31 protein-coding genes and 1 tRNA gene are annotated in these 26,202 nt (G+C 45.8%); 9 read left to right on the top strand and 23 right to left on the bottom strand.

Annotation, left to right across the window (positions count from 1 at the left end; translation table 11 throughout):
• Positions 1-15: 15 nt before the first annotated feature.
• From V7O64_RS08030 to V7O64_RS07950, 17 genes are all read right to left on the bottom strand, one after another.
• Positions 16-246: a thioredoxin family protein gene (locus V7O64_RS08030; protein WP_407354911.1), complete on the bottom strand. Its 231-nt coding sequence runs from the start codon at positions 244-246 to the stop codon at positions 16-18.
• A 58-nt stretch (positions 247-304) separates the two neighbouring features.
• A complete protein-coding gene (locus V7O64_RS08025) occupies positions 305-994 on the bottom strand; it encodes a metallophosphoesterase family protein (RefSeq protein WP_407354910.1) in 690 nt (229 codons plus the stop codon).
• Between the two features lie 24 nt (positions 995-1,018).
• Positions 1,019-2,059 (bottom strand): permease, encoded by a 1,041-nt coding sequence (locus V7O64_RS08020; protein WP_407354909.1) that lies wholly within the window; start codon positions 2,057-2,059, stop codon positions 1,019-1,021.
• Between the two features lie 129 nt (positions 2,060-2,188).
• A complete protein-coding gene (gene arsM / locus V7O64_RS08015; RefSeq protein WP_407354908.1) occupies positions 2,189-3,226 on the bottom strand; it encodes an arsenite methyltransferase in 1,038 nt (345 codons plus the stop codon).
• A gap of 85 nt (positions 3,227-3,311) precedes the next feature.
• Positions 3,312-4,100: a PhzF family phenazine biosynthesis protein gene (locus V7O64_RS08010; protein WP_407354907.1), complete on the bottom strand. Its 789-nt coding sequence runs from the start codon at positions 4,098-4,100 to the stop codon at positions 3,312-3,314.
• A 35-nt stretch (positions 4,101-4,135) separates the two neighbouring features.
• On the bottom strand, positions 4,136-5,575 hold the full coding sequence (gene cysS / locus V7O64_RS08005) for a cysteine--tRNA ligase (RefSeq protein WP_407354906.1): 1,440 nt from the start codon (positions 5,573-5,575) through the stop codon (positions 4,136-4,138).
• Positions 5,576-5,614: 39 nt separating this feature from the next.
• Positions 5,615-5,687: transfer RNA gene (locus V7O64_RS08000), tRNA-Cys, on the bottom strand.
• Positions 5,688-6,016: 329 nt separating this feature from the next.
• Positions 6,017-6,568 carry an adenylate kinase family protein gene (locus tag V7O64_RS07995; protein WP_407354905.1) on the bottom strand — a complete coding sequence of 184 codons (552 nt, stop codon included), beginning with the start codon at positions 6,566-6,568 and terminating at the stop codon, positions 6,017-6,019.
• 24 nt (positions 6,569-6,592) lie between these two features.
• On the bottom strand, positions 6,593-7,183 hold the full coding sequence (locus V7O64_RS07990; RefSeq protein ID WP_407354904.1) for an anthranilate synthase component II: 591 nt from the start codon (positions 7,181-7,183) through the stop codon (positions 6,593-6,595).
• Complete coding sequence (gene trpE, locus V7O64_RS07985) at positions 7,183-8,751, bottom strand: anthranilate synthase component I (RefSeq protein ID WP_407354903.1); 1,569 nt, start codon at positions 8,749-8,751, stop codon at positions 7,183-7,185. Before trpE ends, V7O64_RS07990 begins: the two co-directional genes overlap by 1 nt.
• Positions 8,744-9,421, bottom strand: a complete 678-nt coding sequence (locus tag V7O64_RS07980; protein ID WP_407354902.1) for a phosphoribosylanthranilate isomerase — start codon at positions 9,419-9,421, stop codon at positions 8,744-8,746. Before V7O64_RS07980 ends, trpE begins: the two co-directional genes overlap by 8 nt.
• Positions 9,375-10,436, bottom strand: a complete 1,062-nt coding sequence (gene trpD, locus V7O64_RS07975) for an anthranilate phosphoribosyltransferase (protein ID WP_407354901.1) — start codon at positions 10,434-10,436, stop codon at positions 9,375-9,377. Before trpD ends, V7O64_RS07980 begins: the two co-directional genes overlap by 47 nt.
• A 200-nt stretch (positions 10,437-10,636) precedes the next feature.
• Entirely contained in the window at positions 10,637-10,942 is a 306-nt protein-coding gene (locus V7O64_RS07970) for a FeoC-like transcriptional regulator (RefSeq protein WP_407354900.1), read from the bottom strand.
• Positions 10,942-11,415, bottom strand: a complete 474-nt coding sequence (locus V7O64_RS07965; RefSeq protein ID WP_407354899.1) for a hypothetical protein — start codon at positions 11,413-11,415, stop codon at positions 10,942-10,944. Before V7O64_RS07965 ends, V7O64_RS07970 begins: the two co-directional genes overlap by 1 nt.
• Before the next feature lie 23 nt (positions 11,416-11,438).
• Positions 11,439-13,460: a ferrous iron transport protein B gene (gene feoB, locus V7O64_RS07960; RefSeq protein WP_407354898.1), complete on the bottom strand. Its 2,022-nt coding sequence runs from the start codon at positions 13,458-13,460 to the stop codon at positions 11,439-11,441.
• Between the two features lie 37 nt (positions 13,461-13,497).
• Positions 13,498-13,734 (bottom strand): ferrous iron transport protein A, encoded by a 237-nt coding sequence (locus V7O64_RS07955; protein WP_407354897.1) that lies wholly within the window; start codon positions 13,732-13,734, stop codon positions 13,498-13,500.
• A gap of 432 nt (positions 13,735-14,166) precedes the next feature.
• Positions 14,167-15,651 carry a cobyric acid synthase gene (locus V7O64_RS07950; RefSeq protein WP_407354896.1) on the bottom strand — a complete coding sequence of 495 codons (1,485 nt, stop codon included), beginning with the start codon at positions 15,649-15,651 and terminating at the stop codon, positions 14,167-14,169.
• A gap of 133 nt (positions 15,652-15,784) precedes the next feature.
• Between V7O64_RS07950 and cbiT the strand changes: the two genes are divergently transcribed.
• The 7 genes from cbiT to V7O64_RS07915 all read left to right on the top strand — a co-directional run bounded on the left by cbiT (position 15,785) and on the right by V7O64_RS07915 (position 20,118).
• Positions 15,785-16,339 carry a precorrin-6Y C5,15-methyltransferase (decarboxylating) subunit CbiT gene (cbiT, locus tag V7O64_RS07945; protein ID WP_407354895.1) on the top strand — a complete coding sequence of 185 codons (555 nt, stop codon included), beginning with the start codon at positions 15,785-15,787 and terminating at the stop codon, positions 16,337-16,339.
• 73 nt (positions 16,340-16,412) lie between these two features.
• Positions 16,413-17,024, top strand: coding sequence for a cobalt-factor II C(20)-methyltransferase (locus V7O64_RS07940; RefSeq protein ID WP_407354894.1), 612 nt, complete (start codon positions 16,413-16,415; stop codon positions 17,022-17,024).
• Between the two features lie 16 nt (positions 17,025-17,040).
• Positions 17,041-17,784 carry a precorrin-4 C(11)-methyltransferase gene (cobM, locus tag V7O64_RS07935; RefSeq protein WP_407354893.1) on the top strand — a complete coding sequence of 248 codons (744 nt, stop codon included), beginning with the start codon at positions 17,041-17,043 and terminating at the stop codon, positions 17,782-17,784.
• 32 nt (positions 17,785-17,816) lie between these two features.
• Entirely contained in the window at positions 17,817-18,293 is a 477-nt protein-coding gene (locus V7O64_RS07930) for a cobalamin biosynthesis protein CbiG (RefSeq protein ID WP_407357293.1), read from the top strand.
• Positions 18,290-18,643: a cobalamin biosynthesis protein gene (locus V7O64_RS07925; RefSeq protein ID WP_407354892.1), complete on the top strand. Its 354-nt coding sequence runs from the start codon at positions 18,290-18,292 to the stop codon at positions 18,641-18,643. The genes V7O64_RS07930 and V7O64_RS07925 overlap by 4 nt, the downstream gene beginning before the upstream one ends.
• The gene (gene cobJ, locus V7O64_RS07920; RefSeq protein ID WP_407354891.1) at positions 18,612-19,409 is read left to right on the top strand and encodes a precorrin-3B C(17)-methyltransferase; all 798 of its coding nucleotides are present in this window, start codon (positions 18,612-18,614) and stop codon (positions 19,407-19,409) included. The genes V7O64_RS07925 and cobJ overlap by 32 nt, the downstream gene beginning before the upstream one ends.
• Entirely contained in the window at positions 19,399-20,118 is a 720-nt protein-coding gene (locus tag V7O64_RS07915; protein ID WP_407354890.1) for a precorrin-8X methylmutase, read from the top strand. The genes cobJ and V7O64_RS07915 overlap by 11 nt, the downstream gene beginning before the upstream one ends.
• 122 nt (positions 20,119-20,240) lie before the next feature.
• On the opposite strand, the gene V7O64_RS07910 is transcribed toward V7O64_RS07915, so the two are convergent.
• From V7O64_RS07910 to V7O64_RS07885, 6 genes are all read right to left on the bottom strand, one after another.
• Positions 20,241-20,906: a cytochrome c biogenesis CcdA family protein gene (locus V7O64_RS07910; protein ID WP_407354889.1), complete on the bottom strand. Its 666-nt coding sequence runs from the start codon at positions 20,904-20,906 to the stop codon at positions 20,241-20,243.
• A 12-nt stretch (positions 20,907-20,918) separates the two neighbouring features.
• Positions 20,919-21,392 carry a thioredoxin family protein gene (locus V7O64_RS07905; RefSeq protein ID WP_407354888.1) on the bottom strand — a complete coding sequence of 158 codons (474 nt, stop codon included), beginning with the start codon at positions 21,390-21,392 and terminating at the stop codon, positions 20,919-20,921.
• Positions 21,393-21,490: 98 nt separating this feature from the next.
• Positions 21,491-22,174, bottom strand: coding sequence for a 2,5-diamino-6-(ribosylamino)-4(3H)-pyrimidinone 5'-phosphate reductase (locus tag V7O64_RS07900; protein ID WP_407354887.1), 684 nt, complete (start codon positions 22,172-22,174; stop codon positions 21,491-21,493).
• A gap of 61 nt (positions 22,175-22,235) precedes the next feature.
• On the bottom strand, positions 22,236-23,090 hold the full coding sequence (locus V7O64_RS07895) for a CBS domain-containing protein (protein ID WP_407354886.1): 855 nt from the start codon (positions 23,088-23,090) through the stop codon (positions 22,236-22,238).
• A gap of 13 nt (positions 23,091-23,103) precedes the next feature.
• A complete protein-coding gene (locus tag V7O64_RS07890) occupies positions 23,104-23,559 on the bottom strand; it encodes a universal stress protein (protein WP_407354885.1) in 456 nt (151 codons plus the stop codon).
• A gap of 29 nt (positions 23,560-23,588) precedes the next feature.
• On the bottom strand, positions 23,589-24,683 hold the full coding sequence (locus tag V7O64_RS07885; RefSeq protein ID WP_407354884.1) for an amidohydrolase family protein: 1,095 nt from the start codon (positions 24,681-24,683) through the stop codon (positions 23,589-23,591).
• Between the two features lie 344 nt (positions 24,684-25,027).
• On the opposite strand from V7O64_RS07885, the gene V7O64_RS07880 reads away from it, so the two are divergent.
• Together V7O64_RS07880 and V7O64_RS07875 are read left to right on the top strand one after the other, a co-directional pair.
• Entirely contained in the window at positions 25,028-25,354 is a 327-nt protein-coding gene (locus V7O64_RS07880) for a DUF167 domain-containing protein (RefSeq protein ID WP_407354883.1), read from the top strand.
• A 379-nt stretch (positions 25,355-25,733) separates the two neighbouring features.
• Positions 25,734-26,201, top strand: coding sequence for a toprim domain-containing protein (locus V7O64_RS07875; protein ID WP_407354882.1), 468 nt, complete (start codon positions 25,734-25,736; stop codon positions 26,199-26,201).
• Position 26,202 lies beyond the last annotated feature (1 nt).

The following is a 26,202-nucleotide window of genomic DNA, read 5'->3' as shown; positions in this document are numbered from 1 at the left end:
CTCTATTTTTTGAGATTATGATAGCCATTCCTTTACTTTATCCAGCGTAGGGATCTTGCCTGCAACTTTCACATCGCCATCTACAACAACAGCGGGCGTTATCATAACGCCGTAGTCAAGGGCAGCATTCATATCTTCCACCTTAACGACCTGTGCATCGATGCCAAGCTCAGCAACTGCCTGTTCAACTATCTCCTTTGTCTTCTTGCATTTTGCACAACCGCTTCCAAGGATCTCGATCTTCATTTTATCACCTTTGTTCTTAATTAGATTTTATAGGTATCAAATATTTATGTATTGAATTTCACTTTCCTCTTTTCAAAATAGAGATGAGTTCTTCAGCATTGGGCATGTTCCTCCTGATCTTTTTAAAGGTCGTCTCCATGTCGTACTCTGCCCTGATGAACTCGGTCTGCAAGGTATCCGTGTCGAAAACGGCACAGCTTGCACGTTTTTCACCATCCCTAGGTTGCCCGGCAGATCCGGGGTTAATAAGGGTCACATCCTCCACTTTCCGTATGAAGGGAAGATGGGAATGGCCTATGAATATGAAATCTGCATCGACATCTTTTATATACTCCTTTACCGTTCCTTCAGGAGTATCCGGTTTGATGTAATCGTAGAAGGACCGGGGACTGCCATGTGTGAAGTAGAGTTTCTTCCCATTCTCTTTTCTTTCAAGATACATAGGAAGTTTGCGCAGGAACTGCATTTGCACATCATTTAAGATCCCTGTGGTATGATCCCTGGTCGCAAGGGAGAGGTGTTTGTACTCATAACCGCACCCACACTCCATTCCAAAAGCCACTGCACTGTCATGATTTCCTATAATGGTTGGTATGTCGTTCTCCCTGAGCAGGTCGATACATTCCCCGGGAGATGGTCCGTAATCGACAAGATCCCCCAGGCAGATGGCATAGTCATGCTGCACAGCCAGCACAGCATCCAGAGCTTCTTTATTTGCGTGTATGTCTGAAATTATCAATAATCTCATGCTTTATACCTTTACAATCTCTTTTTACAGTAGGAAATAACCAAAGGCAAGTCCTGATATCATCGAGACCACAACAACGAGTGTTATGTATGAGAGTCCTTTCTGTATTCCCATTACATGGCTGATAACGATCATATTCGGCAGGCTCAGTGCCGGGCCTGCAAGCAGCATTGCCAGTGCCTGACCCTGGCCCATACCAAGCAGTGTAAGGGCGTTGATTATAGGAACTTCTGTGAGTGTGGAGAAGTACATCAGTGCAGCGGCAACCGAGGCGATGAAGTATGAAGTAACAGAAGCGCCACCTACATATCTTGCCACGATTTCTGCCGGAAGCAACTCTACTATTATTCCTGCAAAGAATACACCAACAAGCAATAAGGGAGCTATCATCTTCACAAGGAACCATGTCTCTTCCATCCAGCTCTTTCTCTCCTCTTCAGAGTACCATTTAAATGCCAGATATACAGTGGCAGCTATGAGGGGTATCTCCACAAGTGCCAGATATACCCAGGACTGTATTATCTCCGGAACTATCAGTATGGCCAGCAGCAGCAGGAAGAACTGTACAGTGTGGGAATGCTTTTCCTGGTTGAAAGTCTTGATGCCATTATGTTCCACTTTTTTTCTTTCATAGATGGCTGCCATTATAAGCCCAATGGCAACAGACAGCAGGATTGCCGCCACAGCCCTGGCTGCTCCCAGGTCATAACCCAGGATCTTTGCAGTATATACTATGGCCAGTATATTGATAGCAGGTGCGGAGAAAAGGAAGGTGGTAGCTGGTCCAATCCCTGCACCGCGTTTGTAGATCCCTGCGAACAAGGGAAGCACGGTACAACTACATACTGCAAGCAGGCAGCCCGAAACAGCTGCTACGGAGTAAGATATGTATTTTGGTGTATCGGCACCGAAGTATTTCAGCACAGATTCCTTTGAGAAGAGGGATGCAATGGCACCTGCCAGGAAAAAGGCCGGTACCAGGCATAGCAATACATGCAATGCCAGGTATTCCTGGACTGATTGTAAACCGACGTTAGTCAGATGAATGAGATAATCCTGTGTCATATGTTTCAAATATATTTGAAACATCCTATTTAAAGCTTAAGGTTTCAAAAATAGTTGAAATACCTTGCCGGTTTCATGATCAATATTTGGCTGAACTCTCAGAACATCAAAAATGTCTGTGGCCGGTTTTTAGTTTGTTGTTTTGAGCAGCTCCAGTTTTATGCTTTCCAGTGCATGCCCTGAATACTGCCTCTCACTGATATCGGTGTCTTCACCAATTATCCTTATATCAAAACCAGCTTTTTTGATCAGTCCCAGGTAATCCTCTTTCAACAATGCCCCGCCAACGCAGGCACATATCAATTCTTCATTGTTCCTTTCTTCATCAGACAATTCTTTCAGAAGGACTATATCAGACACAAACATCCTGCCTCCTTTCCTGAGCACCCTGTATGCTTCCATGAATACCCTGGACTTGTCAGGTGCGAGATTTATAACGCAATTACTGATGATAACATCCACAGAGCCACTCTCAACAGGCAGGTCTTCTATATCCCCTTTCCTGAACTCGACATTCTCAAAACCGTACTCTCCGGCATTCTTTCTGGCCTTTGCAAGCATCTCATCTGTCATGTCCACGCCGATTACCTTTCCGCTTGCGCCGACTTTCCGGGCTGCCAGGAAACTATCAAATCCGGCTCCTGAACCCAGGTCCAGTACGGTGTCGCCTTCTTTTATCTCTCCCAGGGCTGTGGGGTTTCCGCACCCAAGCCCAAGGTTTGCCTCGGGGAATGCCTCTACATCTGCGGGAGAATATCCTATGGATGCGGCAACCTGCTCCTGTGTCATGTTCCCACTGCACCCGCAGTTTTGTACCATCCCCAGTGCGATCTTGCCATAGTTCTTTTTGACTGCATGCTTTTTGGTCTCCGGGTCCATTATACTTCCCGGACAGCAGGAATCAACCATTTCAACCCCGCATCTCTCAAGTGTGTCTTTCATTGTATCATCCTTTATACTGTATATTACATACCTGCCATCCTTTTCGTATCTCAGTATCCCTGCCTCACATAATACTTTCAGATGCCTGGATATGGTGGTCTGGTCCTTTCCTGCGATCGTGGCAAAGTCACATGCACAATGGTCATGTTTTAAAAGGCATCCGACAATGGTGAGCCTGGTCCTGTCGCCCAGGGCTTTGAAGAATCTTGCTTTGTCATCTGGCATTAATTGTACATATGCACATTTATACATATATATGTCGCATGAATCATTTCACAGGACAGATTCCAAAAAATCTTAATTCAATTATTCAGTCCAGGATCTCCCCTGCAAATACCGTCACAGCCTTTCCACAAATCAGTACCCTGTCATCCCTTACCTGCACTTTCAGGTATCCTCCTCTCTGTGAGGCCTGGTAGGCGTAAAATGTGTCCTTGCCAAGTTTTTTCATCCAGTAAGGGCCAAGGCAGCAGTGCGTCGAGCCGGTAACGGGGTCTTCCGGTATTCCGATAGCAGGTGCAAATAGCCTGGACACAAAGTCATACTCCGGCGATGAAGATACGGCTGTAACGCACACACCTCTTGCTGTGATCGCTGCAATTCTTGCAAGATCCGGTTCTAATTTCCTCAAACTGTCCTCAGAACTGATTTCCACCAGGTAATCAAAAGCATTCCTTCCAACATACACAGGTTCTACATCAAGCGCTTCCGCAAGTTCTTCATATGTTTCTTCTTCTTCTTCATCCAGCACGGGGAAGTCAAGTTCTATCCATCCATCATTCAGGCTGGCGGCCAGGGTTCCGCTTTTTGTGAAGAAAAATAGCTTTTCATCCTTTTCAGCAAATCCTTTTTCCCAAAGTATGTGGGCACTTGCCAGTGTTGCATGGCCACAAAGGTCCACTTCAGCGCCCGGTGCAAACCAGCGCAAGCAGTAACCTCCTTTTTCCGGATACAGAAATGCTGTCTCTGAAACAGCCATTTCTCTTGCAACATTCTGCATCCAATTGTCATCTGCGGGTCCTTCCAGAATGCAGACACCCGCCGGATTGCCTGTAAAGGGTCTATCTGTGAATGAATCTACCTGATATATTCTGGTCATTTTGTTCTCCGATGTGATCGTTTCCTGCAATTTGACTAATTTTCCCGCCTCCATCTGACACCCACCTTTCCATCTTCAAGAACAATACCTTTTTCCTTCAGTTCATCACGAATAGCATCGGCCTTTTTCCAGTCCTTGTTATCACGTGCTTCATCCCTGATTTTTATCATTTCCAGGATGTCATCTTCTGACAGTTCACAGATATTTTCCTCCGGGGAAGCGCTCTTATTATCTTCAAAGATCCCCAGCACTTCATTTATCTCTGAATAAAAATCCAGAGCATTTTCAAGTGAGGCTTTTCCAGGTTTTTCATAAGCCATTATGGAATTTACCTTGCGGCTGAAGACAAATAGCTCGCCAATTGCTTCCCTGGTATTGAAGTCATCATCCATGGCACGGATGAATCCATCCTTTGTTTGTTCTGTCAGATCCAAAAGCCCACAGTCGTTACCGTCTTCAGGGGCCTCTGACAGTTCATGTCTGATGTTTGAGATCGTGTTAAGCAGTCTCTTTCTTGCCCTGCCCGCTTCTTCAAGAGCTTCCTCATTGAAATCAACCGTACTTCTGTAATGAGTATAGGTTATGAAGAACCGGATAGTTCCGGCAGGGAATTTCTTCAGTATTTCCTTGATGGTAAAGAAATTGCCCAGTGACTTTGACATTTTCTCCTTATCGATTGTCAGGAAACCATTATGCAGCCAATATTTACTGAAAGGATGCTTTCCGGTGCAGCTTTCTGACTGGTGGATCTCAGCTTCGTGGTGCGGGAAAATAAGATCCATGCCCCCGCCGTGTATGTCCAGTTGCTGCGAGCCGTATTTCATGGACATGACCGTACATTCTATGTGCCATCCCGGGCGTCCCCTGCCCCACGGGCTGTCCCAGCCAGCTTCATCTTCAGGAGCAACTTTCCAGAGGGCAAAGTCAAGCTGGTATCTCTTATCGTCCTCTACATCCACCCTGCTGCCCGACCCTTCCAGGAGGCCTTCAGCGGTCTGGTGGCTCAACACTCCTATTTTCTCCCCCGACTTTGTAAGATCATAGTACACATTGCCTTTGCGGGTCACATAGGCTGTACCGTTTTGTATCAGCGTTTCCACCGCTTCGATTATCTGCGGGATGTGTTCTGTGACCTTGGGACGGCTGTCTGGAGGCAACACTGAAAGGGTATCCATGTCCTCTATGAAAGACCCGGTAAACTTTGCGGAAAGTGCAAAGGGATCTTCTCCTGTCTCTTTTGCCCGGTATATCACTTTATCATCAATATCGGTTATGTTGGAGATGTAGTTGACATCATATCCCCTGTAGATAAGATAACGCCTGATGACATCAAAGGAAACGTAACTCCTGGCATGTCCCAGATGGCAGTGGTCATACACCGTGGGGCCACAAACGTACATATTTACTTTTTTACCTTGAAGGGGAACAAATTCCTCCATCTCTCTTGTCAATGTATTGTATACCTTCAGTACCACAGTGGGGCTCCTTTGTGATCATGGTGTGAAAAATGCAGATGCCGAGGGGAAGATTCGAACTCCCGGAAAACCGCTCTGCAGGCGGTCACATTAGCCACTCTGTCACCTCGGCAAATTTAAAAGACCGGATATTATGGTAGTATGATTTACTGGCAACTTTATTTAGTTTTTGTTTGGTGGACAGAAACATCTTTTTTCTGATATTATCATCAAATATGTCGAATTATCATAACATATGTCGATTAAGGGTCATTGCAGGCCTGTCTGTTTCTCTTAGCCCTGCACAGAGGGGAAACTGTCCATTATCCATTAAAGTGGGGGCAAACCACTTTAAGTTATTAAAAGGATGCTGGATCTGTCCTGAATAGATTCCGGGACAATTGACCTGATATGTGAGATCCTTAACGAAGATGTTAAAGAAGAAAGCAATATTGAAAAGCTCTAATCGAATTCATAGTAGCTCCAGTCAACGGTTCCCGGTCTGAAGATATTTTCCAGTTCTTCGGTTTCCCCTCTCTGCAGGCTCTTTATTATTCTTTGTATATCCTTGAGGGTTCCTTCCACCGCTTTTCCTGTCGTATCAAGTTCAAAGACTTTCTCGCACCAGTCCACCGCTTCCGCCAGGATGATGTCCAGGGCTTCTGCTTCGACGTTCTCACGTACTTTATCAACTGAATACTTCCTTTTTTCCAGTCTTTCTTTAAGTCTTTCAGGCGATGTCCTCAGCACAATGGCGATGTCAGCAATATGATGTGAAAGATGGCTGTCAACTATGGTCAGGGAATTTGATCTATCCTGCAATTCCAGAACTCTTCTGTACACCAGGTCCATATCAGCTACCACACAATCCCGATGGGTGTCCACCTCTGAGTAGAGATGTTCTTCCCTGATGAGCTCATTGAGGTGGATTACCTGATACAGGCGATCCTCTTCCAGCAGTCTGGTGACAGATGTCTTTCCAGTTCCCGGTGTTCCTGTTATACCGATAAGCATAGCTTACAATAAGCCTGCAAATGCTTAATCATTGTGCATGTCCCCGGCAATTTTCAGAAAATTCTTGATGATCCTCAGTCCCTGTTCTGTAAGAATGGACTCCGGGTGGAACTGCAAGCCATATACGGGGTATTTGTTGTGCTCAACGGCCATTATTATCCCGTCATCTGTCCTTGCCGTCACTTTCAGATCATTGGCCAATTCCTCTATTGCAAGGGAATGATATCTTCCGCCGCTGAAATTGCCAGGGATACCGTCAAAGAGGAGCGATCCCACGTGCCTTATATCAGAGGTCTTTCCGTGTATTGGACCACCTCTTGTATGTCCTATGGTCCCCCCGAATGCAGCATTTATGGCCTGGTGGCCCAGGCATACACCAAGTATGGGGGTTGTGGGTCCGAATTCCCTGATTATATCAAGGGATGTTCCTATATCCTCTGCTTTGTGAGGTGTGCCCGGTCCGGGCGAGATCACAATGGCACCTGGGTGGATATCCCTTACCTCTTCAAGGGAAATGGTGTTAGGGACGACCATGGTATCGGGTTCATATATGGAAACAAAGTCCACAAGGTTCCAGACAAAAGAATCCTTGTTGTTGATGAACAGTACCTTCATTATTTCCCTCCTATGGCCTTTATCATTGCAGCCATTTTCCTTTCAGTTTCATTGTATTCGTACGTTGGATCAGAGTCAGCTACAATGCCTGCCCCTGCCTGCACATAGGCTGTGTTGTTCTTTATCAGTACGGTCCTTATAACAATGGCAAAATCTGCATCACCGTTCCATGAATAATATCCTACGCCCCCTCCGTAGATACCTCTTGACCGGGGCTCCAGGTAGTCTATTATTTCCATTGCCCTTATCTTTGGTGCGCCGGAAAGTGTGCCCGCAGGGAATATAGCCCTTGTGGCATCGAACTGGTCACATTCTTCCCGCAGCTCTCCACTGACAGTACTCTCTATATGCTGAAGGTGTGAGTATTTCACAACACTCATAAGATCATCAACCCTGACCGTACCACCTTTTGAGACCATCCTCACGTCGTTGCGTCCCAGGTCCACAAGCATCACATGTTCTGCCCGCTCCTTTTTATCCTGCAGCATCTCTTCTGCAAGCAACTTGTCCTCTTCATCATCCTTCCCACGAGGGCACGTTCCTGCTATCGGGTTTGTTATGACCTTCCTTCCGTAAACGGTCATGAGGGTCTCGGGACTTGCACCTACAATACCTATTTCCCTGAAGTTGAATATGTACATATAAGGGCTTGGATTTATCTTCCTGAGCCTTATGTAGAGCTGGAGGGGAGTCTGCTTCATTTTTACAGTATATCTCCGGGAGACTACAACCTGGAATATATCACCGTCGATTATGTGCTGTTTTGATATCCTGACCGCCTCCTCATAGGCTTCCCTGTCCATGTTGTCAACAGGTTCGTCAGAATCCGATGCCGGAATGTCCTCGCTGATATTAATGACAGATGCCATCTGCAGTGACCTCTCCATGAGTTGCGCTTCTGAATAAGCGTGTTGATAAACAGCATCCAGATCACTGGTTTCTGTGAGAAAGGGTGTTATGACCATATAGGTCTCGCTGGTAATGTGATCAAAGACAAAGGTCTTTGTCATGATTGCAAAGTGCATGTCAGGGGTTTGTGCATCCGGCTTCTTTTCTAAACCTAACCAGGAATCGTATACAAGGTCATAACTGTTGTAACCAATGGCTCCTCCAAGGAAGGTCTGCCTGTCAAAACGTTTCTGGTTCAGGAGAACTGTGCCTGTGCTTGTGGGGAAGATCCTGCGGAATGCAGCAAGTGCATCATCTCCTTCTTTTAACTTTACCCTGAACTTTCCTCCTACAAGGGTTTCAATGTCCCCCATGGATCTGACTTTGTTGTAGATGTGTTTTGTAAGCTCGGAGTTCATCTGGCATTCGATGGTCAGGTAGCGGTCCTTTATGGACACCACCATCTCAGGTTCATACCCTACGAAGGAATATCTTGCATGTCTTTTTTCCTTTTCCACCGATTCAAGCAGATAGGAGTGTCCTGCGTTTTGCAGGGTTGCGTACAATTGCAGAGGGCTGCATATGCTATCGACTTTTGTCATAAGCTGCACGATGGCAGGCTTGTGCGAACTCTCTGCCAGGGATATGAACTCCCCCTTACTAAGATCAAAATCAACCATTGATACACCTGATCTCTTCTATGAACCTGCATACTTTTGCAGGGTCTTTTTTTCCATTGCTCTCCACTCCCGAGGCAGTGTCCACGGCAAAAGGCCTGACCTCTTTGACCGCATCTCTTACATTTCCCGGATTAAGTCCTCCTGCAAGTATTACCGGGATATCGGTATTTTCCACTACCTGCCTGCTCAGTGACCAGTCATGCGCCATGCCTGTGCCACCGCTGCTCCCCGCTTTTCCTGAATCCAGGAGGATGCCGTCTATAAGGTCATTTTCTGTCAGTGTTTCCACCTGCCTCATCATGTCTGCCGGCAGTTCCCTGCTCTTAACAGGTATGGTAAATGTCCTTATGATCCTCTGGTCTGTACTGTCGCGTATTATCTCTATCTCTTCAGTTCCCATCTCGTTGTGGAGCTGCACTACATCCGGACCCACTTTCTCTATAAGGTCCAGTGCCTGCTGTCCACATGTGGGCATTATCACAAGGACAGAGTCTACAAAAACAGGTACTAATCCTGCAAGTTCTGATGCTGTTTTCAGGTCCAGTCTCCTGGGTGTGTCCACCGGGACCTCTGTTATGAAGCCCACAGCATCGGCACCGCACCTCACTGCCATTGCGATGTCCTCAGCAGATAGCATTCCGCAGATCTTCACTCTTGGATGCAGCTTCATTTATGACCTCATAGATATTACCATCATCACTGAACTCCAGTAGTTTCTGCATTGCGCGACCACTGTCGATTATCTCCTCTACAATTGGTATGGCTTCTTTGACAGAGGCGGCCTTCCCGGCAACATAAAGGGCTGCAGCTGAATTTATCACTATCAGGTCCCTCTTTGGTCCTTTCTCGCCCCTGAGAATGTATATTATGTCAAGAGCATTTTCCTTCGGTGTCCCGCCCACAATTTCATTTGCCGTGGCTCTCTTTACCCCAAGTTCTTCCGGGGTGAGGGTGTAGGTGCTTATCTTACCGTCCTTCAGTTCTGCAACACATGTCTCTGAGATGTTCGATATCTCATCCATACCGTCACCATGGACCACCATCGCCCTCTCAACTCCCAGTTTCTTCATTACCCGGGCAAAAGGCTCACAGAGCTTCCTGTCATATACGCCCACAAGCTGTACTTTTGCATTTGCCGGGTTTGTCAGGGGTCCCAGTATGTTAAAAACGGTCCTGACTCCCATCTCCTGTCTTATGGGTCCCACTCTTTTCATTGCAGGATGGAATACCGGGGCGAACATGAACCCTATGCCTTTCTTTTCAATGGATTCCTTTACCTGCTCAGGGTCCTTGTCCACCTTTATGCCAAGTTCCTTTAGCACATCAGCGCTTCCCGACAGTGATGTTATGGACCGGTTGCCATGCTTTGCAACAGCTATCCCGGCTGCTGCGGTCACTATGGCAGAAGCGGTCGATACGTTGATGGTATTATGCCTGTCACCCCCGGTGCCAACCACATCCACAAGTACTCCATCTACCCCGGGAGCTATTGTGTTGGCGGCTTTTTTCATTCCCATGGCAAAGCCTGCTATCTCATCGGTTGTTTCTCCCTTGATTTTCAGGCCGATCAGGAGGGCAGCGATCTGTGCATCTGTAGCTTCTGTGAATATCTTTGTTATGGCATCCTCTGCTTCCTTTATGGTGAGGTTCTGCTTTTCACTTACTTTCTTGATATAGTCCTTCATTTGAGCACCTTCTCACACATTAATGTATATGTTTGTACAATAATGGTTAAAAATGCTCAATTGTATTTAAAACTTATGGCTAATCGGGCTTTGTGTAAAAAGTAAATAGGGAATGTCAGTCTTTCACCGGCAAATGTCAGAAAAGAAAGTTAGAGGCCAAAATGTGAAAAGGAAAAAGAGGATATGCTGTGCAGATCCGGTCAGCCCGTTTCCCCACAGCTTCTCCTCCCTTTATCTGTGAGTCTGTAGGATCTCACGGTAAGGTTTCCGGGGCCTGATGTGCGGGGGTTGCAGGTCTTTGAACATCCCGGGCAGCTACCTGAACATCCGGTCATGTTCTCTGTAATGCATTCAATGTCTCCCTTTGTTATCATTATGCTAAGGAGGTCCCTGAACTCATCATGCCTCAGGCTCAGACGGTCAGCTATTGTCCTGACCGTCAGGTTCTCTTTTGAATCCATCATCGTGGCAAGTCTTCTGAGGAAGAATCTGTACCCTATTACCATTATGCTCCCTCCCGCAAAGCCAGCACCTCATGCAGGGAGAACCTGTTTCTCCAGTACAACAGCCCTGCAACTGAAAGTATTCCCAGGTAGATTCCCGGCCTGAATGTTTCCATTATGCTCCATCCTTCGTAATCTTCAGGGACTATGAATGAATCAAGCAGGTTCCCTCCCATTATTAGCAGGTAGACCATCATGAATACCAGGGACATGAGTATTCCGACATACAGGAAAGACACACCTGCATTTATTCCCTGCATCATTTCTTTGAATCCGTAAAGGAATACTGCTCCTGTGACAACAAGGCAGAATCCTCCCAGTATGTCCCCCGGGATGAACAATGATCCTGCCATCCCTTCATATATTCCGATATCTATACCAATCCCTTCAGCTATGTGATATATCCCTGATATTGTATACAGCACCCCGGCAAGTGCAGCAAAGGTGATTTCAGTTTTTCCGTAGTGTTGTTCCATCTCTGTCACTCTCCTTTAATGATTCAGGCAAACAAACCCATCCTGCTACCCACCTGGTACAATACAAATGCGAAGATCCACGCAAGTCCTGTGCCGTAGAGCAACTGGAAGGCTGTCCATTTCCAGGATCCTGTTTCCCTTTTGATAACACCTATACAGGCAAAGCACGGTACGTACAGCAGGGTGAATACCATAAGGCCCAGGCCTGCCAGAGGCGTCATTGCTCCGGCTGCGAGTATTTCGCTAAGGCTGTCCTCATTGTCACCAACTCCGTATAAGACTCCCAATGAGCCTACCACAATTTCCTTGGCAACAACTCCAAACATCAGCGCAACTGCGATCTTCCAGTCAAATCCAAGCGGTGCTACCAAAGGTTCTATGATCTGCCCGATGAAGCCTATCATGGAATCTGTGGTGCCGTATATCTCTTCTGAAGCAAAGGTGCCGCCACTTCCGGGAGCCGGTATGGATGCAAGGAGCCAGACCCCTACAACACCGATGAGTATTATGCCACCTGCTTTTTTGATGTAGATCTTGCCTCTCTCCCACATGTGCAGGAGACTGCCTTTCAATGTGGGGATCTTGTATGAGGGCAGCTCCATGATAAAGGGTGTGTCCTCTCCTTTTACGATGGTGCTGCGCATGAGCTTTGCGCTGATGAGCGCAACAAATATGCCCAGGGCATACAGGCCGAAGATCACAATGCCAGCGTCCCTACCAAAGAAGGCACCTGCCAGGAGCACATACACCGGCAGTCTTGCGCCGCATGACACAAAAGGAGCGATCAGTATCGTGATGAGCCTGTCCCTGCTGTCTTCGATGGTGCGTGTTGCCATTATGGCAGGGACGTTACACCCGAATCCCATTATGAGCGGGATGAAGGATTTGCCGTGCAGCCCTATCTTGCTCATGACCTTGTCCATTATAAATGCGGCTCTTGACATGTATCCGCTGTCTTCCATGAGCGATATCATGAAGAAGAGTAACAGGATATTCGGAAGGAATATCAGTACGGAACCGACACCTGCTATCATGCCGTCCCCGACAAGGGAGGCAAGCCATGAAACAGTTATCACACCGGCAGCAGTTTCTGCAAGCCATCCGAAGAATATGTCTATTATATTCATGAAGGGCGTGGCAAAAGTGAATGTTATTTCAAAGGCCGCCCACATCAAAGACAGGAATATGGGAATTCCCAGGTATTTGTTGGTAACCACACGGTCGACCATGTCTGAACCACTGAGGCGGTCTGTGTTGATGTTACATACCTGCCTCAGCATTGTCTGTATGGTCTTGTATCGCTGATCGGCTATCTTAGCCTCAAAACTGTCGGCATCGGTCCTTTGTAGTATTTTCCTTATTTGCGGGTAGTTTTCACTCTCCTTTGCTTTCTTTATTATATTTTCGTCTCCCTCAAGTAACTTCATGCTGAACCAGCGTGAAGGATAATGTGAAAAATAAGGGTCCTCTGCAAGGACATTTCCCAGTTCCTCTGCACTTTTCTCAATTTCCACGTCATAAATGAAGATGTTCTCATTTGTTCGTGTCCTGTGTATCTCTTCGGTTATAGAGTCCAGAAGGTCCTCTATTCCTCCGCCTCTGCTTCCAATGGTTGATATCACGGGTACCTCGAGGAACTCCTGCATTTTCTGCACCTCGATGCTGTCTCCTTTTGCAAGGGCCAGATCGGTCATATTGAGCGCTATTATCAGCCTGGTTCCCAGTTCCATCAACTGGGTTGTCAGGTAAAGGTTCCTTTCAAGGTTTGTTGCATCTATAACCTGCACCACGATATCAGGTTTTTCTTCAATGATGAAGTCACGTGCTATTATCTCATCAAGGGAATATGCCGTGAGACTGTAGGTTCCGGGAAGGTCCACGATCTGCATTTCAACGTCTTTGTGCTTCCTTTTACCCATTTTTCTTTCAACGGTCACACCGGGCCAGTTGCCCACATGTTGTTTTGAGCCGGTTATTGCGTTGAATATGGAGGTCTTCCCTACATTCGGATTCCCGGCCAGGGCAACTGTTATCTTTTCTGTCATTCGGTCACCATCCTTGTCTTTCTCCTGTCTTTTCCGTTCATTCTATGATCTCAACAAGGACTGTTTCTGCTTCTTTTTTCCTCAGGGACAGGTTGTATCCCTTCAGCTTGAACTCGACGGGATCTCCCAATGGTGCCCGGCGGATGACCTCCACTCTTGTTCCGGGGGTTAGTCCCATGTCAAGTATCCTCTTTCTTGAGGATTTCTGTCCAGTGACTTTCAACACCTTCACAGATGTTTCGGGTTCGATGAAATCCAGTGTTTTTTCCTGCATATTATCACCTTTTGCTAGCATATACATTTTAGATATACCTACAATCATTAATCACCTATATATAAATTTTGACTGACTTTTGATACTAGCCATGGTGAATTTATATCTATGCGGCAAGAATCAGTATGTTCGGATATTCAGAACCTGATAAGGGGGTCGTTTACCAGCTATCCCTGTGCCCGGAAAGCAAGAGCTAATGCGATTAATGTAAAGTTCCCTGAATTACCATTATGCAGGATCTTAGAGCATTCAATGTTGAAAATTAACATCAACTGACATATATCAGATATACAAATATATCAAATGTAAAAATGTAAAAAATACATTACATATAAAAACACAGTGTATATAAAAATATGTTAGATGTTAAAAAATATACCTGGTGTAAAAAAATGATCTGCAATAGAGAATTGCAGATAAAGAATACAGGAACTATTCCTGTTCTTCGATAAGTTCGTATATCTTTTTCATGTCAAGGCAGCTTTCAACAACCTCTGCAAGTTCATCATAGGCTTCATCTTCGGTTGTGACGCTTTCCGGGTGGTATTCCACTCCTTTCTTCTCTGCAAGATATATCATGAGGGCATGACGTATGTTCTCGTTCTCAAAAAGTCCGTGCAGGTATGTGCCCACCACAGTGCCGCTATCATCGATGCTTCCGTCATCTCCGAACACAGTCTTTGGTGTCTTTGTTGCGCCCATGTGTATCTCATAGCCCCATATCTCATTCCCTTTGATGTTCCTGAAGATAGGTCCTTCGGCTACGATCTCTTTTCTGACCTGTACGGTCTTTTTCTTGTATTCGCCAAAAGATGTTTCAACATCCAGCAGTCCAAGGCCTTCATAGTCGGCCTCTGTACCGTTTTCCACTCCGGAGTCGTGGATTATCTTTCCAAGCATCTGGTATCCTCCGCAAATTCCGAAGATAACTGCCCTGCCCTTTAGATTGCGTATCTGCTCATCCATACCGCTTTCCTTAAGATCGAGCAGGTCGCTGACAGTATTCTTAGTTCCGGGAATGATCACACAGTCCGGTGTTCCCAGATCCTCGTCAAGGTCTGTGTATCTGACCTTTGCTATCCTTTCCAGTGGCTCGAAGTCAGTGAAATTCGATATCCTTGGCAGACGGATCACTGCAATGTCAACGTCATTTATGCTTTCTGTTTCTGCCCTCCCTTTCTTCTTCCGGATCGCCATGGAGTCCTCGGAAGGTATTTTGAGCTTGTAGTAAGGGAGGACACCAAGTACGGGTACGCCTGTGAGTTCTTCAAGTTGTTTCAGCCCCGGCTCCAGTATTGCAGGGTCTCCCCTGAACTTGTTGATGACAAACCCTTTTAGGTTCTTGCTGACATCTTCCGGAAGCAGTGCTTTTGTACCATAGAGGCTTGCAAACACTCCTCCGGATTCAATGTCACCTACAAGTATGATGGGCGCCCGGGTTATGCGTGCGGTCCCGATGTTGACTATGTCACGGTCATAAAGATTGATCTCTGCGGCTCCTCCGGCTCCTTCCATGACTATGAGCTCATATTCGGATTCCAGTCTCTCAAGGGCTCCCCGGAGTACGCCATGCATCTCTTCGATGGAATCGTAATAGTTGCCTGCGGATTTGTCCGCATAGGGTTCTCCAAGTACGATTACCTGTGATGTCCTGTCACCTTTGGGTTTGAGGAGGACCGGATTCATATCTGCTGTGGGCTCAACACCGGCTGCCTTTGCCTGTATGGCCTGGGCGATACCTATCTCTTTGCCATCCTTTGTGATCCATGAGTTCAGGCTCATGTTCTGGGCCTTAAATGGTGCAACCTTATATTTCCTGGAAAGGATCCTGCACAGGCCTGTGACCATTATGCTTTTGCCGACATCTGATGCAGTACCAAGTACCAGTAATTTCTTTGCATTCTTTTTGTTCTCCATTGCAACCATCCTGAATATTTTGAAAGTAAATACTATGTCTTAATAATGCAACAGTTTTATGAAGGGCAAATTATATCTACTTAACTCCAGTCATCTTAGTAAATAACTCAAGTCTTTCTTAGTTAGGTGGAACATGACAGAACTTTTGCACGTAAGTGGCGGCCCCACAAAACCGGAGATTATCGCAGTATCCCTATCTAAACTTGATTTAACGGACGGTTGCAGATTCTTCGATATCGGGTGTGGTACCGGGGCCGTATCGATAGAAGCTTCAAAAATGGTGCGTGATATCAGCATAGTTGCCATGGATGCAAGGGATGAGGCTATAGATGTAACGAAGAAGAATTTCGAAGCATTTAAGATTACCAACGCACAAGTCTTTTCCGGTGAATCTTCCCAGATACTGGAAAAGCAGGATGCAGGCTCCATAGATTGTGCATTCATTGGCGGGACCAAAAATATTTCCCGTGTGCTTGAAGTGCTTGCCGGGAAGAATGCCAGGAGTATTGTGGTGAATGCTGTCAGGATCGAAACGGTCGTAAATGTAATAAACAAGATGAAAGAACTTGACATATTCGATGAGGTACTGCATGTAATTGTCTCACGTGGAGTGCCGATAACCGGTGAAACCATGTTCAAGCCGGAGAATCCTGTATATATTGTCGTTGGCAGGGCGAATAAAAAATGATCATGTTATGATCCTGATCTATGTAATATCAAAATAACCTGAATTTTAATTGATCTTTAAATTGGTGATAAAAATGCTTGTTGGAGTAGGACTTGGCCCGGGGGATCCGGAGCTTCTCACACTGAAAGCCGTTGAAACCCTGAAGAAGGCACATAAGGTATACGTTCCCGGTCGCCTTGCAGCAGACCTGGTGGCACCATATGCAGAGTCGGAGATACTGGAATTTCCCATGTTGACCGATTATGACGTGCTCAATGCTGTCTGGAAAAAGAATGCTGATATGCTTGCAGAAGAATCAAAGGATAATCTTGTGGCTTTTGGCCTTATAGGTGACCCAAACTTCTTCTCAACTTTCACTCACTTGAAGCGTGTTATGAAAAAATTCTATCCGGATGTTGAAACTGCAACAATTCCGGGCATCAGCTCAATAACCTCATTTGCGGCACAGACCGGATCAGAGGTCGACTCATCATTTGAGGTAAGCGATGGCTCAGACAGCAGGTACAGGATCAGGCTGAAGGCCAGCAGGCCGGTCGAGATCATCGACTCCTATGAAAAGGAAGGATATAGCAAATTCACTTTCTGTGAGCGTCTTTTCAGCCCGCAGGAAGTTATCATAACAGAAAGGGAGAAGATCCCTGAAAAAGGCAATTATTTCAGTATCATATTCGCGGAAAAGGAATGATCGCAGGAGAATCCAGATGACAGCTAAGAAGGTTTATTTTGTAGGCTCAGGCCCGGGAAATGCCAAGTACATCACAGTTATGGGCAAAGAGCTTCTGGAAGAGGCTGACCTTGTAATCTACGCAGGATCCCTTGTGAATCCCGAAGTCCTGAATTATTCTAAAGGTGAGAAGATAGACAGTTACGGGCTCACTCTTGATGAGACAAATAAGCTCATAGTGGACAGTCTCAATGCAGGAAAGAAGGTTGTGAGATTACACAGTGGTGACCCGTCACTCTACGGCTCCATCGTTGAACAGATAGAGGAGCTGAAGAAATTCGATGTGGAAGTTGAGATCATACCGGGTGTATCATCTGTGTTCGCCACGGCAGCTGCATTGCAGACCCAGCTTACCCTGAACGATGTTTCTGAAACGCTTATTATCACACGTCCGGCAGGCAAGACCCTTGAGAAGGACCAGATAAAGGAACTTTCCAGGCATAATGCCACCATGGCTGTCTTCCTGGGAACCCAGAAGATAGAGGAGATCATGGAAAAAGTGGAATACTCACCTGATACGCCAGTGGCGGTGGTATTCCATGCATCATGGCCTGACCAGCAGATAATAAAAGGCACTGTTGCAGATATTGCAGGCAAGGTCCGTGATGCAGGTATCAAGCGTTCCGCTATGATCCTTATCGGCGGGGTAGTTGAACCTGTGGAATACGGCAATTACGGGAGGTCTTACCTATACGGAGTGGCACAAGAACCGCTGTCATAACCTTTGAGAGGAATCTCGGGGTTGCAGAGCGCCTGGCAGGACATCTGGACGCTGATGTCCTGATATACGATAAGGATATCTTCAGGAGGGCTTTTGAGGATTATGATGCAATAGTGGCGGTCTTTGCCACAGGTATCGTGGTTCGTGAGATTGCTCCTCTTATAGAGGATAAGTGGAAGGATCCGGCAGTGGTGGTAGTGGATTCGAACATGAACTTCGCAATCCCTCTTCTCGGAGGTCACCACGGTGGCAATGAAGTGGTAAGGAAGATAGCCCAGATAGGTCCCATCCCGGTCGTTACTACTGCAACAGAAGTCCATAACCGCAATTCTGTGGAGGGTATTGCAAAAACACTTGGCTGTGATATTGTCAATAAGCCTTCCACTGTACAGGTGAACTGCGCTCTGCTTGACGGCGATGTTGAGGTCCTTGAGATAAAGGGTCCTAAAATAGTCATTGTAGGGGACGATGTTTCTGTCCTGAAAAAGGAAAAGGCTGAAGGTCCATGATCATAGGTATAGGGGCCCGGAGGGGTATAAGCAGTCAGGAAGCCCTTGATGCGATATACAATGCACTTGCTGAGGCCGGCAGGAGCATCGATGAGGTACAGGCACTGGCATCTGCAAAACTAAAAGAGAATGAGGCTGGTCTCCACGAGGCTGCAGCTATTCTCGGAATAGGTATAAGGTTCATAGATCACGAGGAATTGAATAACTATGATACGCCATCGGCTTCGCAGGCAGCACGCTTCGGGCTTACAGGTGTGGCAGAACCGGCAGCATTGTCGTTGTCGGAAAAAAAGCAATTGATACTAAGGAAGAAGGTATATGGTAGGGTCACAATCGCAATCGCAGAGTGAAGCAAAAGGAAAGCTTTACATCATTGGTATAGGACCGGGTTCAGTGGATCATCTGACCGTAAAGGCAAGGGACGTTATACTGAACTCGGATTATATTGTCGGCAACGGCACCTATCTTGACCAGATGGCAAGCCTGCTGGATAAGCAGGAAATAGTTCGCAGTGCCATGGGTAAGGAAGTTGACCGTTCACGCAAGGCAGTTGAGCTTGCACAGAATAACGTAGTCTCTATGATAAGTGGCGGGGATGCAAATGTCTATGGTATGGCAGGACTGGTCCTTGAAGTGGCAGAACACGCAGGTCTTGATGTTGAGGTTGAGGTACTGCCTGGTGTCACGGCCATCACAGCAGCAGCCAGTGTGCTGGGTGCACCTATTGTTAATGACCTGTGTACGGTCAGCCTCAGTGATCTTCTCACTCCGTGGGAGGTCATCGAGAAACGGCTCGATGCAGCTTCATCAGCTGATTTTGTGATGTCCCTGTACAATCCAAAGAGCAGGCAGCGCAAATCCAATTTTTCCAGGGCAATTGAAATAATCAGACGTCACAAGGACGATTCTGTACCTGTGGGACTTGTAAAGAATGCCCTGAGGGACGAGGACCAGGATTACATTGTCACAACCCTTGGAGATGTCATGGAATACAATGACTGGGTCGATATGAGCACCACCATTCTTATCACGACAAATGATTCCCGTATATGGGAGTCGCCATATGGCAAAAGGATAATCACTCCCAGGGGGTATCATAGGAAATATGACTACTGAAGCAAAAAAGACCGACGCAAGTATCGAAGAACTTGTGGAAATGACAACCGAGATCGATCCGGAACTGGTTGCTATCTGCACTGACCTTGGATCACAGACCGACGAGGCCAAGGCTATTTACATGACCAGCCGCAACATCGCCCGCAAACTCGTAGGGGATGAGACTCTTGAGGATCGTGTAAAACAGCGTTGTGTGACCTCAACAGGCGATCCGGCAGTCGCAGACATCATGCGCTTTGTCAATGATCCTATTAAAGCAGGTGTGGAAGCTATCAAAAAAGGAGCTCCGATACTTGTTGATATCAACATGGTCAAGTCCGGTATCACAAAGAGAAGCCATAACTGTGAGGTAATCTGTGTACTTGACAGGGATGAGGACGCAGAACTTGCTAAAAAATACGGCATCACAAGGACTGCAGCAGGTTTCCTGAAATGCAGGGATATCCTTGAAGGTTCTATTGTGGCTATTGGCAATGCACCGTCTGCAGCATTTGCAGTTTGCAGGATGATCGAGCATGGCATCAAGCCGGCAATTGTCGTAGGCACTCCGGTTGGATTTGTAAATGCTGCAGAATCAAAGGAAGCTGTCAGGAACGAACCGGTGCCTTCCATCACATGTGTGGGAACACGTGGAGGAACACCAATGGCTGTGGCATGTATCAATGAACTTGTTGCATTAGCAAATGATGATGAATGTGTAATTGACTGAACACATTCACTTTTTTATCTTCACTTACCTTTTCTTTACTTTTCTTTATCTTTCACTCTTTTGTAGAACTATGTTCCCGGTTTTGAGATGGATGTGGTCCATTCAGATTTTATCACCAGAAGTTAAGCAACGAGATGGCTGGAGTAGATCATCCACAGCCCTGCAATTACAAGTATGGCTCCAGCCGCTTTTTTCAATTTGACGTCAAACCCTGACAATCTGCTGAGCCTGTCACCTGATATTTTTGCAGAATAAGCAATGATCAGCATTGGGATGGCAAAACCTATCGAATAAATGAAAAGCAGGCCTGAACCATAGTAAATGTCGCTTTTCAGTGCCACTATTGTCAGTATGGAAGCCAGTATGGGTCCCACACAAGGGATCCAGACTATTCCCAGTGCCATTCCTACGGCAAGTCCTCCAAAGAGTCCCTTTTCACCGTCTGGTAGCATACCTGATGTCCGGATCTTTCCCGTATACTTCGAAAGAAAGCCAAACATGTCCTTTTCCATGAGCATTCCAAGCCCTATGAAGATTATCGTAATTTCGGCAATTATCCTGAGCTTATCTATATAAGGCAAAAAAACGGCTCCAAAAGCCGAAGCTACAATTCCCATTGTTGTGAATGATATGGTAAGCCCTGTGATTATTGCCAGGGGCCGAAGTTTACTCTGGCCGGTGGAATAGGCAAGCACTATTGGAAGCAAAGGAAGTACACAGGGAGACAGCACACTAAGCACACCTGCAAAGAACGAAGCCAAAGGGGTGACTGTGCTTGTTTCAAGCATTCATATCCACGCTCATTTCCTGTATTCGATTGCTGCATCAAGGGCATTGGTTAGTGTTCTTTTTCCTGTGAGCCCCAAGAATCTTACTTTATTGCGCTCAGTTGTGGTCTGCCCGTCAGTGCCCATATAGACATAACCCTGGTCAGTTCTTTGGGCAATGACGAATGAGTCAGGGATGGAGTATATCCTGAAACTTGCTGCAAGGGCTCCTGTCCTGTCGGCATTTATGTATGCCACGGTGGCTTTTCCTTCATACTCATTTGCAATATCCACCAGAATTGGCTTTAATGCGATACATGCCGGGCATCTGTCTGTACCTATCTCCACCAGTACCGGTCCTTTTTCGATTGCATCATCCAGTTCCTGTATATTGGTAACAGTAAGGATCGCACTGTCATCTGTTAACCCATTATTGCTTCCCGTAAGTCCGGCAGTGATGAAAAGTAAGGCAATGATAGCTATTGCGGACAGGATTATCTTGTTCATGGTATCACCTTTGTCTGTCTTATATAATCCTTTACTGATTTATAGTTTGTGCGATGTTTTGGGGATAGTGCACAAAAGCGATGTATAAAAAATAAAATTCACTTATCATAATGTACTTTCCATTTCAGGAGCACACCTTCTTCTATTTTCTCGGTATTTATCAGTTCGAGTTTAATAGTGGCATTTTCCAGGAATCCCTCCCCGTCAACAAAGGTGGGGGCATCCTTTCCTCCTATTATCAGGTTACCCACAAAGGTGTAGATCTCATCCACAAGTCCGACAGAGAACATTCCCCAGTTCAGTGTTGCTCCGCCTTCAAGCATCAGTCTTTTTATACCCCTGGTTTTAAGTTCTTCCATGGCCTGAGTGAGGTCTACGATATCCTTGCCTGCAACAATGATCTCTGCTTTTTCTGCAAGCACTGATAGTCTGTCACTCGGGGCTGATTCCGAGACAATGATCATACGCTTTCCTGAGCCCTTTTTAAAAATATCTGCATCCTCAGGGGTTCGTGCCTTGCTGTCAACAACGATTCTTACCGGGTTCTCCTCAAGTCCCCTGTCCATTCTCTTTTTCCTCAGGGCCGCAGATTTCACCGTCAGACTTGGGTCATCGGCCATAATTGTCCCAATTCCCACCATGATGGCGTCTGACCCTGCCCTGAGTCCATCCATACGGTTGAAGTCGACAGGGCCGGATATTCTTACCTGCTTTCTCTCCTTTGTAGATATTTTGCCATCTGCAGACATTGCAGAATTTATGAATATGAACGGTCGTTCCATAATAACCAACTAAAAGAAAAAAATATCCGGGTAAATATTGGTATTACCCGAAAATCTGCAGTTATTCCTGGTTTATGATGGCCTTCATGAGGTTACGGTCGCGAAGGAGACCAAGGAATCTCTGATTGGCATTGACAATTGGTACCTGGTCTATCTTGTTCCTCTTCATCTTCAGTGCACACTCACTTACCCCTGAGATATAAGCCGCCTTCACAAGATCTGCAACCATTACTTCTTTTACGGGTATGTTAGGTACTTTCACCCGGGAGACACTGTAGTAGATGCTCATGGTATCTCTCATGGATTCCCATGTCCATTCATCATCGTCAGAACCGTTAGACATGTCTGACATTTCCACAGAGTCTTCTATGACGCTGGCACTGATGATGTCCCTGTCTGTTATTATGCCCACTACCTCAAGGTTGCTGTCAATTACAGGGGCAGCTTTTGACTTTGCAAGCTCCATTATCCTTGCAGCTACGTTTAACGGGGTATCTGTCCACACAGGCACAACCGTTGGATTCAGATACTGTCCTACATGGTCCGTAATATTCATCTCGGCAATAGAAGCCACAATATCTGCTACGGAAATAATGCCCAGCAGTTTCTCATCCTTTACCACGGGCAATCTTCTGATATTGTTATCCAGAAGCAATTTTGCTGCAACAGTTATGTCTACATCAGGATCAATGACAATGGGGTTGCGTGTCATTAGCAGAGCCAGTTGCTCCTCTTCAGGATTTCTCAGGAGGTTTGCCCTGCTGACCACGCCCACGATCTTCCCGTCTTTTAATACAGGCACTCCGGATACTCTTTTGTCTTTGAGGAGTGTATGGACCTCATCTCTTGAGCCAGGGAGGGTAGCATAGGCTACTTCCTTCCTCATTATATCAGAAACTTTAATGTTTTTTGGCATGTTATAACTCCTTTCATTCCTCTTCGGAGTCACCCCGTACCACAAGTACGGGTACCTTTGAGTTCCTGGTAACTTTTTCTGCTACGCTTCCAAGCAGGAATCTGTCAAATCCGGTTTTACCCAGTGTTCCCATGACTATCAGATCTACGTTATTGTTGTCAGCAAATTCAATGATCTCGTGGCTTGGGTTTCCTTCAAGGGTCACCGTTTCGCAAACAATGCCCGCTTCCTTTGCAAGATCTTCAACCGAGTCTGTTGCTACGTTTGCTTCTTTTTCAAGGAGTTCGTACATCATTTCCCATCCTGCATCCATTGGTATGGAAGCAAAAGCTGCAGTATCGACAACATATCCTGCATATAATTTTGCTCCACTCAGTCTTGCAAGTTCTATACTGTGTTGAACTGCTTTCCTGTTTTGTTTGGATCCGTCGGTCGCAATAAATATATTTTTATACAGAGTACTTGCCATAATCCCTCTCCATTGTGAATATTTCCCTGTTATAAGATTACTGATAATATGTCATCAGGTCGCCCTCTTCTTACAATTCCGCTGACAGGGTCCTTTATACCTGTGAGATTATTTGAATTTCCGTTGATTATCATTATCTTAGCTATATTTCCTTCCTGAATAGAACCGGTTGTCTCAAGTCCTAATATTGTTGCACCCATAAGCGTACACATCATAAATACTTGTCTGTCATCTATGCCAAAAACTTTAGACAAGAACTCCATTTCAGCGAACATGTTCACTGAATTCAGCATCACATTGTCTGTTCCAACTGCCACTTTAACTCCGGTTTCCAACATTTCCCTGACCGGAGCCATTCCTACATCCGTAATGAAATTCGAACGGGGACATATCACCACTGGTATATCCCTTTTTGCAACTTCCCTGAGATCCCCCCGGGTTGCCTGGGTCATATGTATCAGAATATCGGGGTCCAGCGACAAAGCCTTATCGATATCATCCCTGCTGCTCTCGCCTGCGTGGATTGCAAAGGTCTTACCTGCCTTTAAAGCTTTATATCTCGCAGTTTCCAGTATATTCATGTCAATATCATTTGCCCCGCTCATCCCGAGGCCATCGGTGTTTTGAAGGAGTTCTTCCAGTTCAGCCGAGATGTCATGCTGTGATCCATAATTCACGGGTCTGCCGAATATCCTGGCTTTAATATCGGAAGATTCAAGCGCTTCTTTTAATGCAAGTACTCCTTTGGCCCCTCCTTCCCGGAAATCAGCAAAAGCGAATGTACCTGTATTGTTCATATCCCTCAGAGAACAGCTCATGGCATCCACCATCTTCCTGTGTGGTGTCTGTTTCAGTATCCTGTGCTTAAGTCCGTGAGGAGGCTGCACTAGCTGGCTCAGGTCCCTTCGGACATAATGGCCTTCTGTTATCCCCAGAGCAGGATCCTTGCATACAGAATCCCCTATGTGGGTATGTGCATTAACAAAACAGGGTGCAATGATGTTTCCGGAATCGTTCTTCTTTTCATGGACTTCCTTTATGATGCCATCCTCTATGACTATATAGCCTTCGATGACCTCTGCTTCAGGTCCGTATATTATCTTCCCATGGATTGTCTGTGGCATGGATACTCATCTATGGTTCTCATTGTTTATAAGCGCTTATAAAGGGAGTTATGGGGATAAAGACGTTACCTTTATATGTATCTGTATGCTCTATTAAAGCGCGTATTGTTAGGTCCTTGCATGAGAGCATGGCAGAGCCTATCTGTGATTGTACAGACAACCTCAATACGTTACACCGGATAGTGCGATAAATGCCTGTCACGAGGGAAACCGGGAAGGACAGCGGAAATTCCATCTAGGATGATCTCCCGGAGTTAGTGCGTCAGACGACAGCACTATCCTTAAAGTTCACTACTTTTGCTTAATGCAGCAATTTGATTTATTTTGTTTCGGGATGATAGGAGATGTCTTTTGAGGATGCATTGAAAAAGACCGATGCAGGGGTTCTCATTGATATAGAGGTAACACCCGGTTCTAAAACCCTTTCTGTACCAGGCGGCTATAATCCATGGAGAAAGCGTATCGAGGTGCGCTTATCTGAGAATGCCCGCAAGGGCAAGGCCAACGAACAGTTAATAGGAACTATTGCAGATCTTTTTGGATTGAAAATATCTGATGTTTCTATTGTAAGTGGTATGCATAACTCAAAAAAGTCCCTGCTTTTAGGAAACGCTGAGTATTTTGCCATAGTAATAAAACTCAAAGAAAAATTGCTGGAGCATTCTGATTAACTCATGTATTCAATGGGTATCTAATACTTTCACCATGCTTCCTTTTATTTAATATACACAAAAGGCAATCTGATATCTGAGGTGAAATACATGGATGAATATTTCGAAAACCTGGTAGAAAGAGCAGGCTACTATGAGCAGTTTGAGGATTTCGTTCGTTATTACAAGTAAATATCATTACCCTGTCGCAAATAACCCTCCTATCCCGAAATGTTTGCTTTTTGTGACAGGGTATTTGCTTGTAACCGCTTATTTTATTTGTTTTATCCTTAATGTTTTATTTTCAGTGTTTTGTATTTCTGCTGATCCAAAGGTCAGTCTTTAATCAGATGACAGATAACTCCGAGTGCTAATTAAGAATAGATCGTGCAGGTATTTCATGCAAAGAAGAACTTCAAATCCTGGCAGGGTACTAAAAGCTCCTCTGGAGGTTTATCAGAAAAGACTGGAAATGGCTGAAGAACTATTAAATGAGCTGCAGGATCTTGCTGACAGGGATTCAATAATCGTTGTTGAAGGTAAAAGGGACATTGCGGCTTTAAGGTCTCTGGGGGTGAATGGTGACCTTCGTCCTTCCACACATTATCCACTGATGGATTTCTGTGAAGAGCTATCAAAAACAGGCAAGAAGGTCGTTATACTTACGGACTGGGACCGAAGGGGGGATCTGCTTGCTTCAAAGCTTGTAAAAAATCTGCAGTCCCTGGGGAGCACTCCTGATACCAGGATACGTGGTCTTATTGTTTCTCTTGTGCAGAAGGAGATCAAAGATGTTGAAAGTCTTCCTGGTTATATAGGAAAGCTAAAGAAGATAACCAAAACTACAGATGTCACTGATCCTTTTTGAT

The organism is Methanolobus sp. WCC5 (genome assembly GCF_045690325.1).
GTDB lineage: Archaea > Halobacteriota > Methanosarcinia > Methanosarcinales > Methanosarcinaceae > Methanolobus.
The sequence above is the reverse complement of the archived record's forward strand: the minus strand, read 5'-3'. Positions and strand labels throughout refer to the sequence as shown.

Coding starts and splice junctions, on each gene's coding strand:
- V7O64_RS08020 (WP_407354909.1), bottom strand. CDS start 2,059: ATGACACAGGATTATCTCATTCATCTGACTAACGTCGGTTTACAATCA.
- V7O64_RS07885 (WP_407354884.1), bottom strand. CDS start 24,683: ATGCCACAGACAATCCATGGGAAGATAATATACGGACCTGAAGCAGAG.
- V7O64_RS07995 (WP_407354905.1), bottom strand. CDS start 6,568: ATGCTTATCGGTATAACAGGAACACCGGGAACTGGAAAGACATCTGTC.
- V7O64_RS07905 (WP_407354888.1), bottom strand. CDS start 21,392: ATGAACAAGATAATCCTGTCCGCAATAGCTATCATTGCCTTACTTTTC.
- V7O64_RS07970 (WP_407354900.1), bottom strand. CDS start 10,942: ATGGTAATAGGGTACAGATTCTTCCTCAGAAGACTTGCCACGATGATG.
- V7O64_RS07915 (WP_407354890.1), top strand. CDS start 19,399: ATGACTACTGAAGCAAAAAAGACCGACGCAAGTATCGAAGAACTTGTG.
- V7O64_RS07980 (WP_407354902.1), bottom strand. CDS start 9,421: ATGAAGCTGCATCCAAGAGTGAAGATCTGCGGAATGCTATCTGCTGAG.
- V7O64_RS07890 (WP_407354885.1), bottom strand. CDS start 23,559: ATGGCAAGTACTCTGTATAAAAATATATTTATTGCGACCGACGGATCC.
- V7O64_RS07990 (WP_407354904.1), bottom strand. CDS start 7,183: ATGAAGGTACTGTTCATCAACAACAAGGATTCTTTTGTCTGGAACCTT.
- V7O64_RS08025 (WP_407354910.1), bottom strand. CDS start 994: ATGAGATTATTGATAATTTCAGACATACACGCAAATAAAGAAGCTCTG.
- V7O64_RS07965 (WP_407354899.1), bottom strand. CDS start 11,415: ATGGAACAACACTACGGAAAAACTGAAATCACCTTTGCTGCACTTGCC.
- V7O64_RS07940 (WP_407354894.1), top strand. CDS start 16,413: ATGCTTGTTGGAGTAGGACTTGGCCCGGGGGATCCGGAGCTTCTCACA.
- V7O64_RS07900 (WP_407354887.1), bottom strand. CDS start 22,174: ATGGAACGACCGTTCATATTCATAAATTCTGCAATGTCTGCAGATGGC.
- cbiT (WP_407354895.1), top strand. CDS start 15,785: ATGACAGAACTTTTGCACGTAAGTGGCGGCCCCACAAAACCGGAGATT.
- V7O64_RS08030 (WP_407354911.1), bottom strand. CDS start 246: ATGAAGATCGAGATCCTTGGAAGCGGTTGTGCAAAATGCAAGAAGACA.
- V7O64_RS07925 (WP_407354892.1), top strand. CDS start 18,290: ATGATCATAGGTATAGGGGCCCGGAGGGGTATAAGCAGTCAGGAAGCC.
- V7O64_RS07880 (WP_407354883.1), top strand. CDS start 25,028: ATGTCTTTTGAGGATGCATTGAAAAAGACCGATGCAGGGGTTCTCATT.
- trpE (WP_407354903.1), bottom strand. CDS start 8,751: ATGGTTGATTTTGATCTTAGTAAGGGGGAGTTCATATCCCTGGCAGAG.
- V7O64_RS08010 (WP_407354907.1), bottom strand. CDS start 4,100: ATGACCAGAATATATCAGGTAGATTCATTCACAGATAGACCCTTTACA.
- V7O64_RS07910 (WP_407354889.1), bottom strand. CDS start 20,906: ATGCTTGAAACAAGCACAGTCACCCCTTTGGCTTCGTTCTTTGCAGGT.
- feoB (WP_407354898.1), bottom strand. CDS start 13,460: ATGACAGAAAAGATAACAGTTGCCCTGGCCGGGAATCCGAATGTAGGG.
- V7O64_RS07875 (WP_407354882.1), top strand. CDS start 25,734: ATGCAAAGAAGAACTTCAAATCCTGGCAGGGTACTAAAAGCTCCTCTG.
- cobM (WP_407354893.1), top strand. CDS start 17,041: ATGACAGCTAAGAAGGTTTATTTTGTAGGCTCAGGCCCGGGAAATGCC.
- arsM (WP_407354908.1), bottom strand. CDS start 3,226: ATGCCAGATGACAAAGCAAGATTCTTCAAAGCCCTGGGCGACAGGACC.
- V7O64_RS07955 (WP_407354897.1), bottom strand. CDS start 13,734: ATGCAGGAAAAAACACTGGATTTCATCGAACCCGAAACATCTGTGAAG.
- V7O64_RS07950 (WP_407354896.1), bottom strand. CDS start 15,651: ATGGAGAACAAAAAGAATGCAAAGAAATTACTGGTACTTGGTACTGCA.
- trpD (WP_407354901.1), bottom strand. CDS start 10,436: ATGAAGGACTATATCAAGAAAGTAAGTGAAAAGCAGAACCTCACCATA.
- V7O64_RS07895 (WP_407354886.1), bottom strand. CDS start 23,090: ATGCCAAAAAACATTAAAGTTTCTGATATAATGAGGAAGGAAGTAGCC.
- cobJ (WP_407354891.1), top strand. CDS start 18,612: ATGGTAGGGTCACAATCGCAATCGCAGAGTGAAGCAAAAGGAAAGCTT.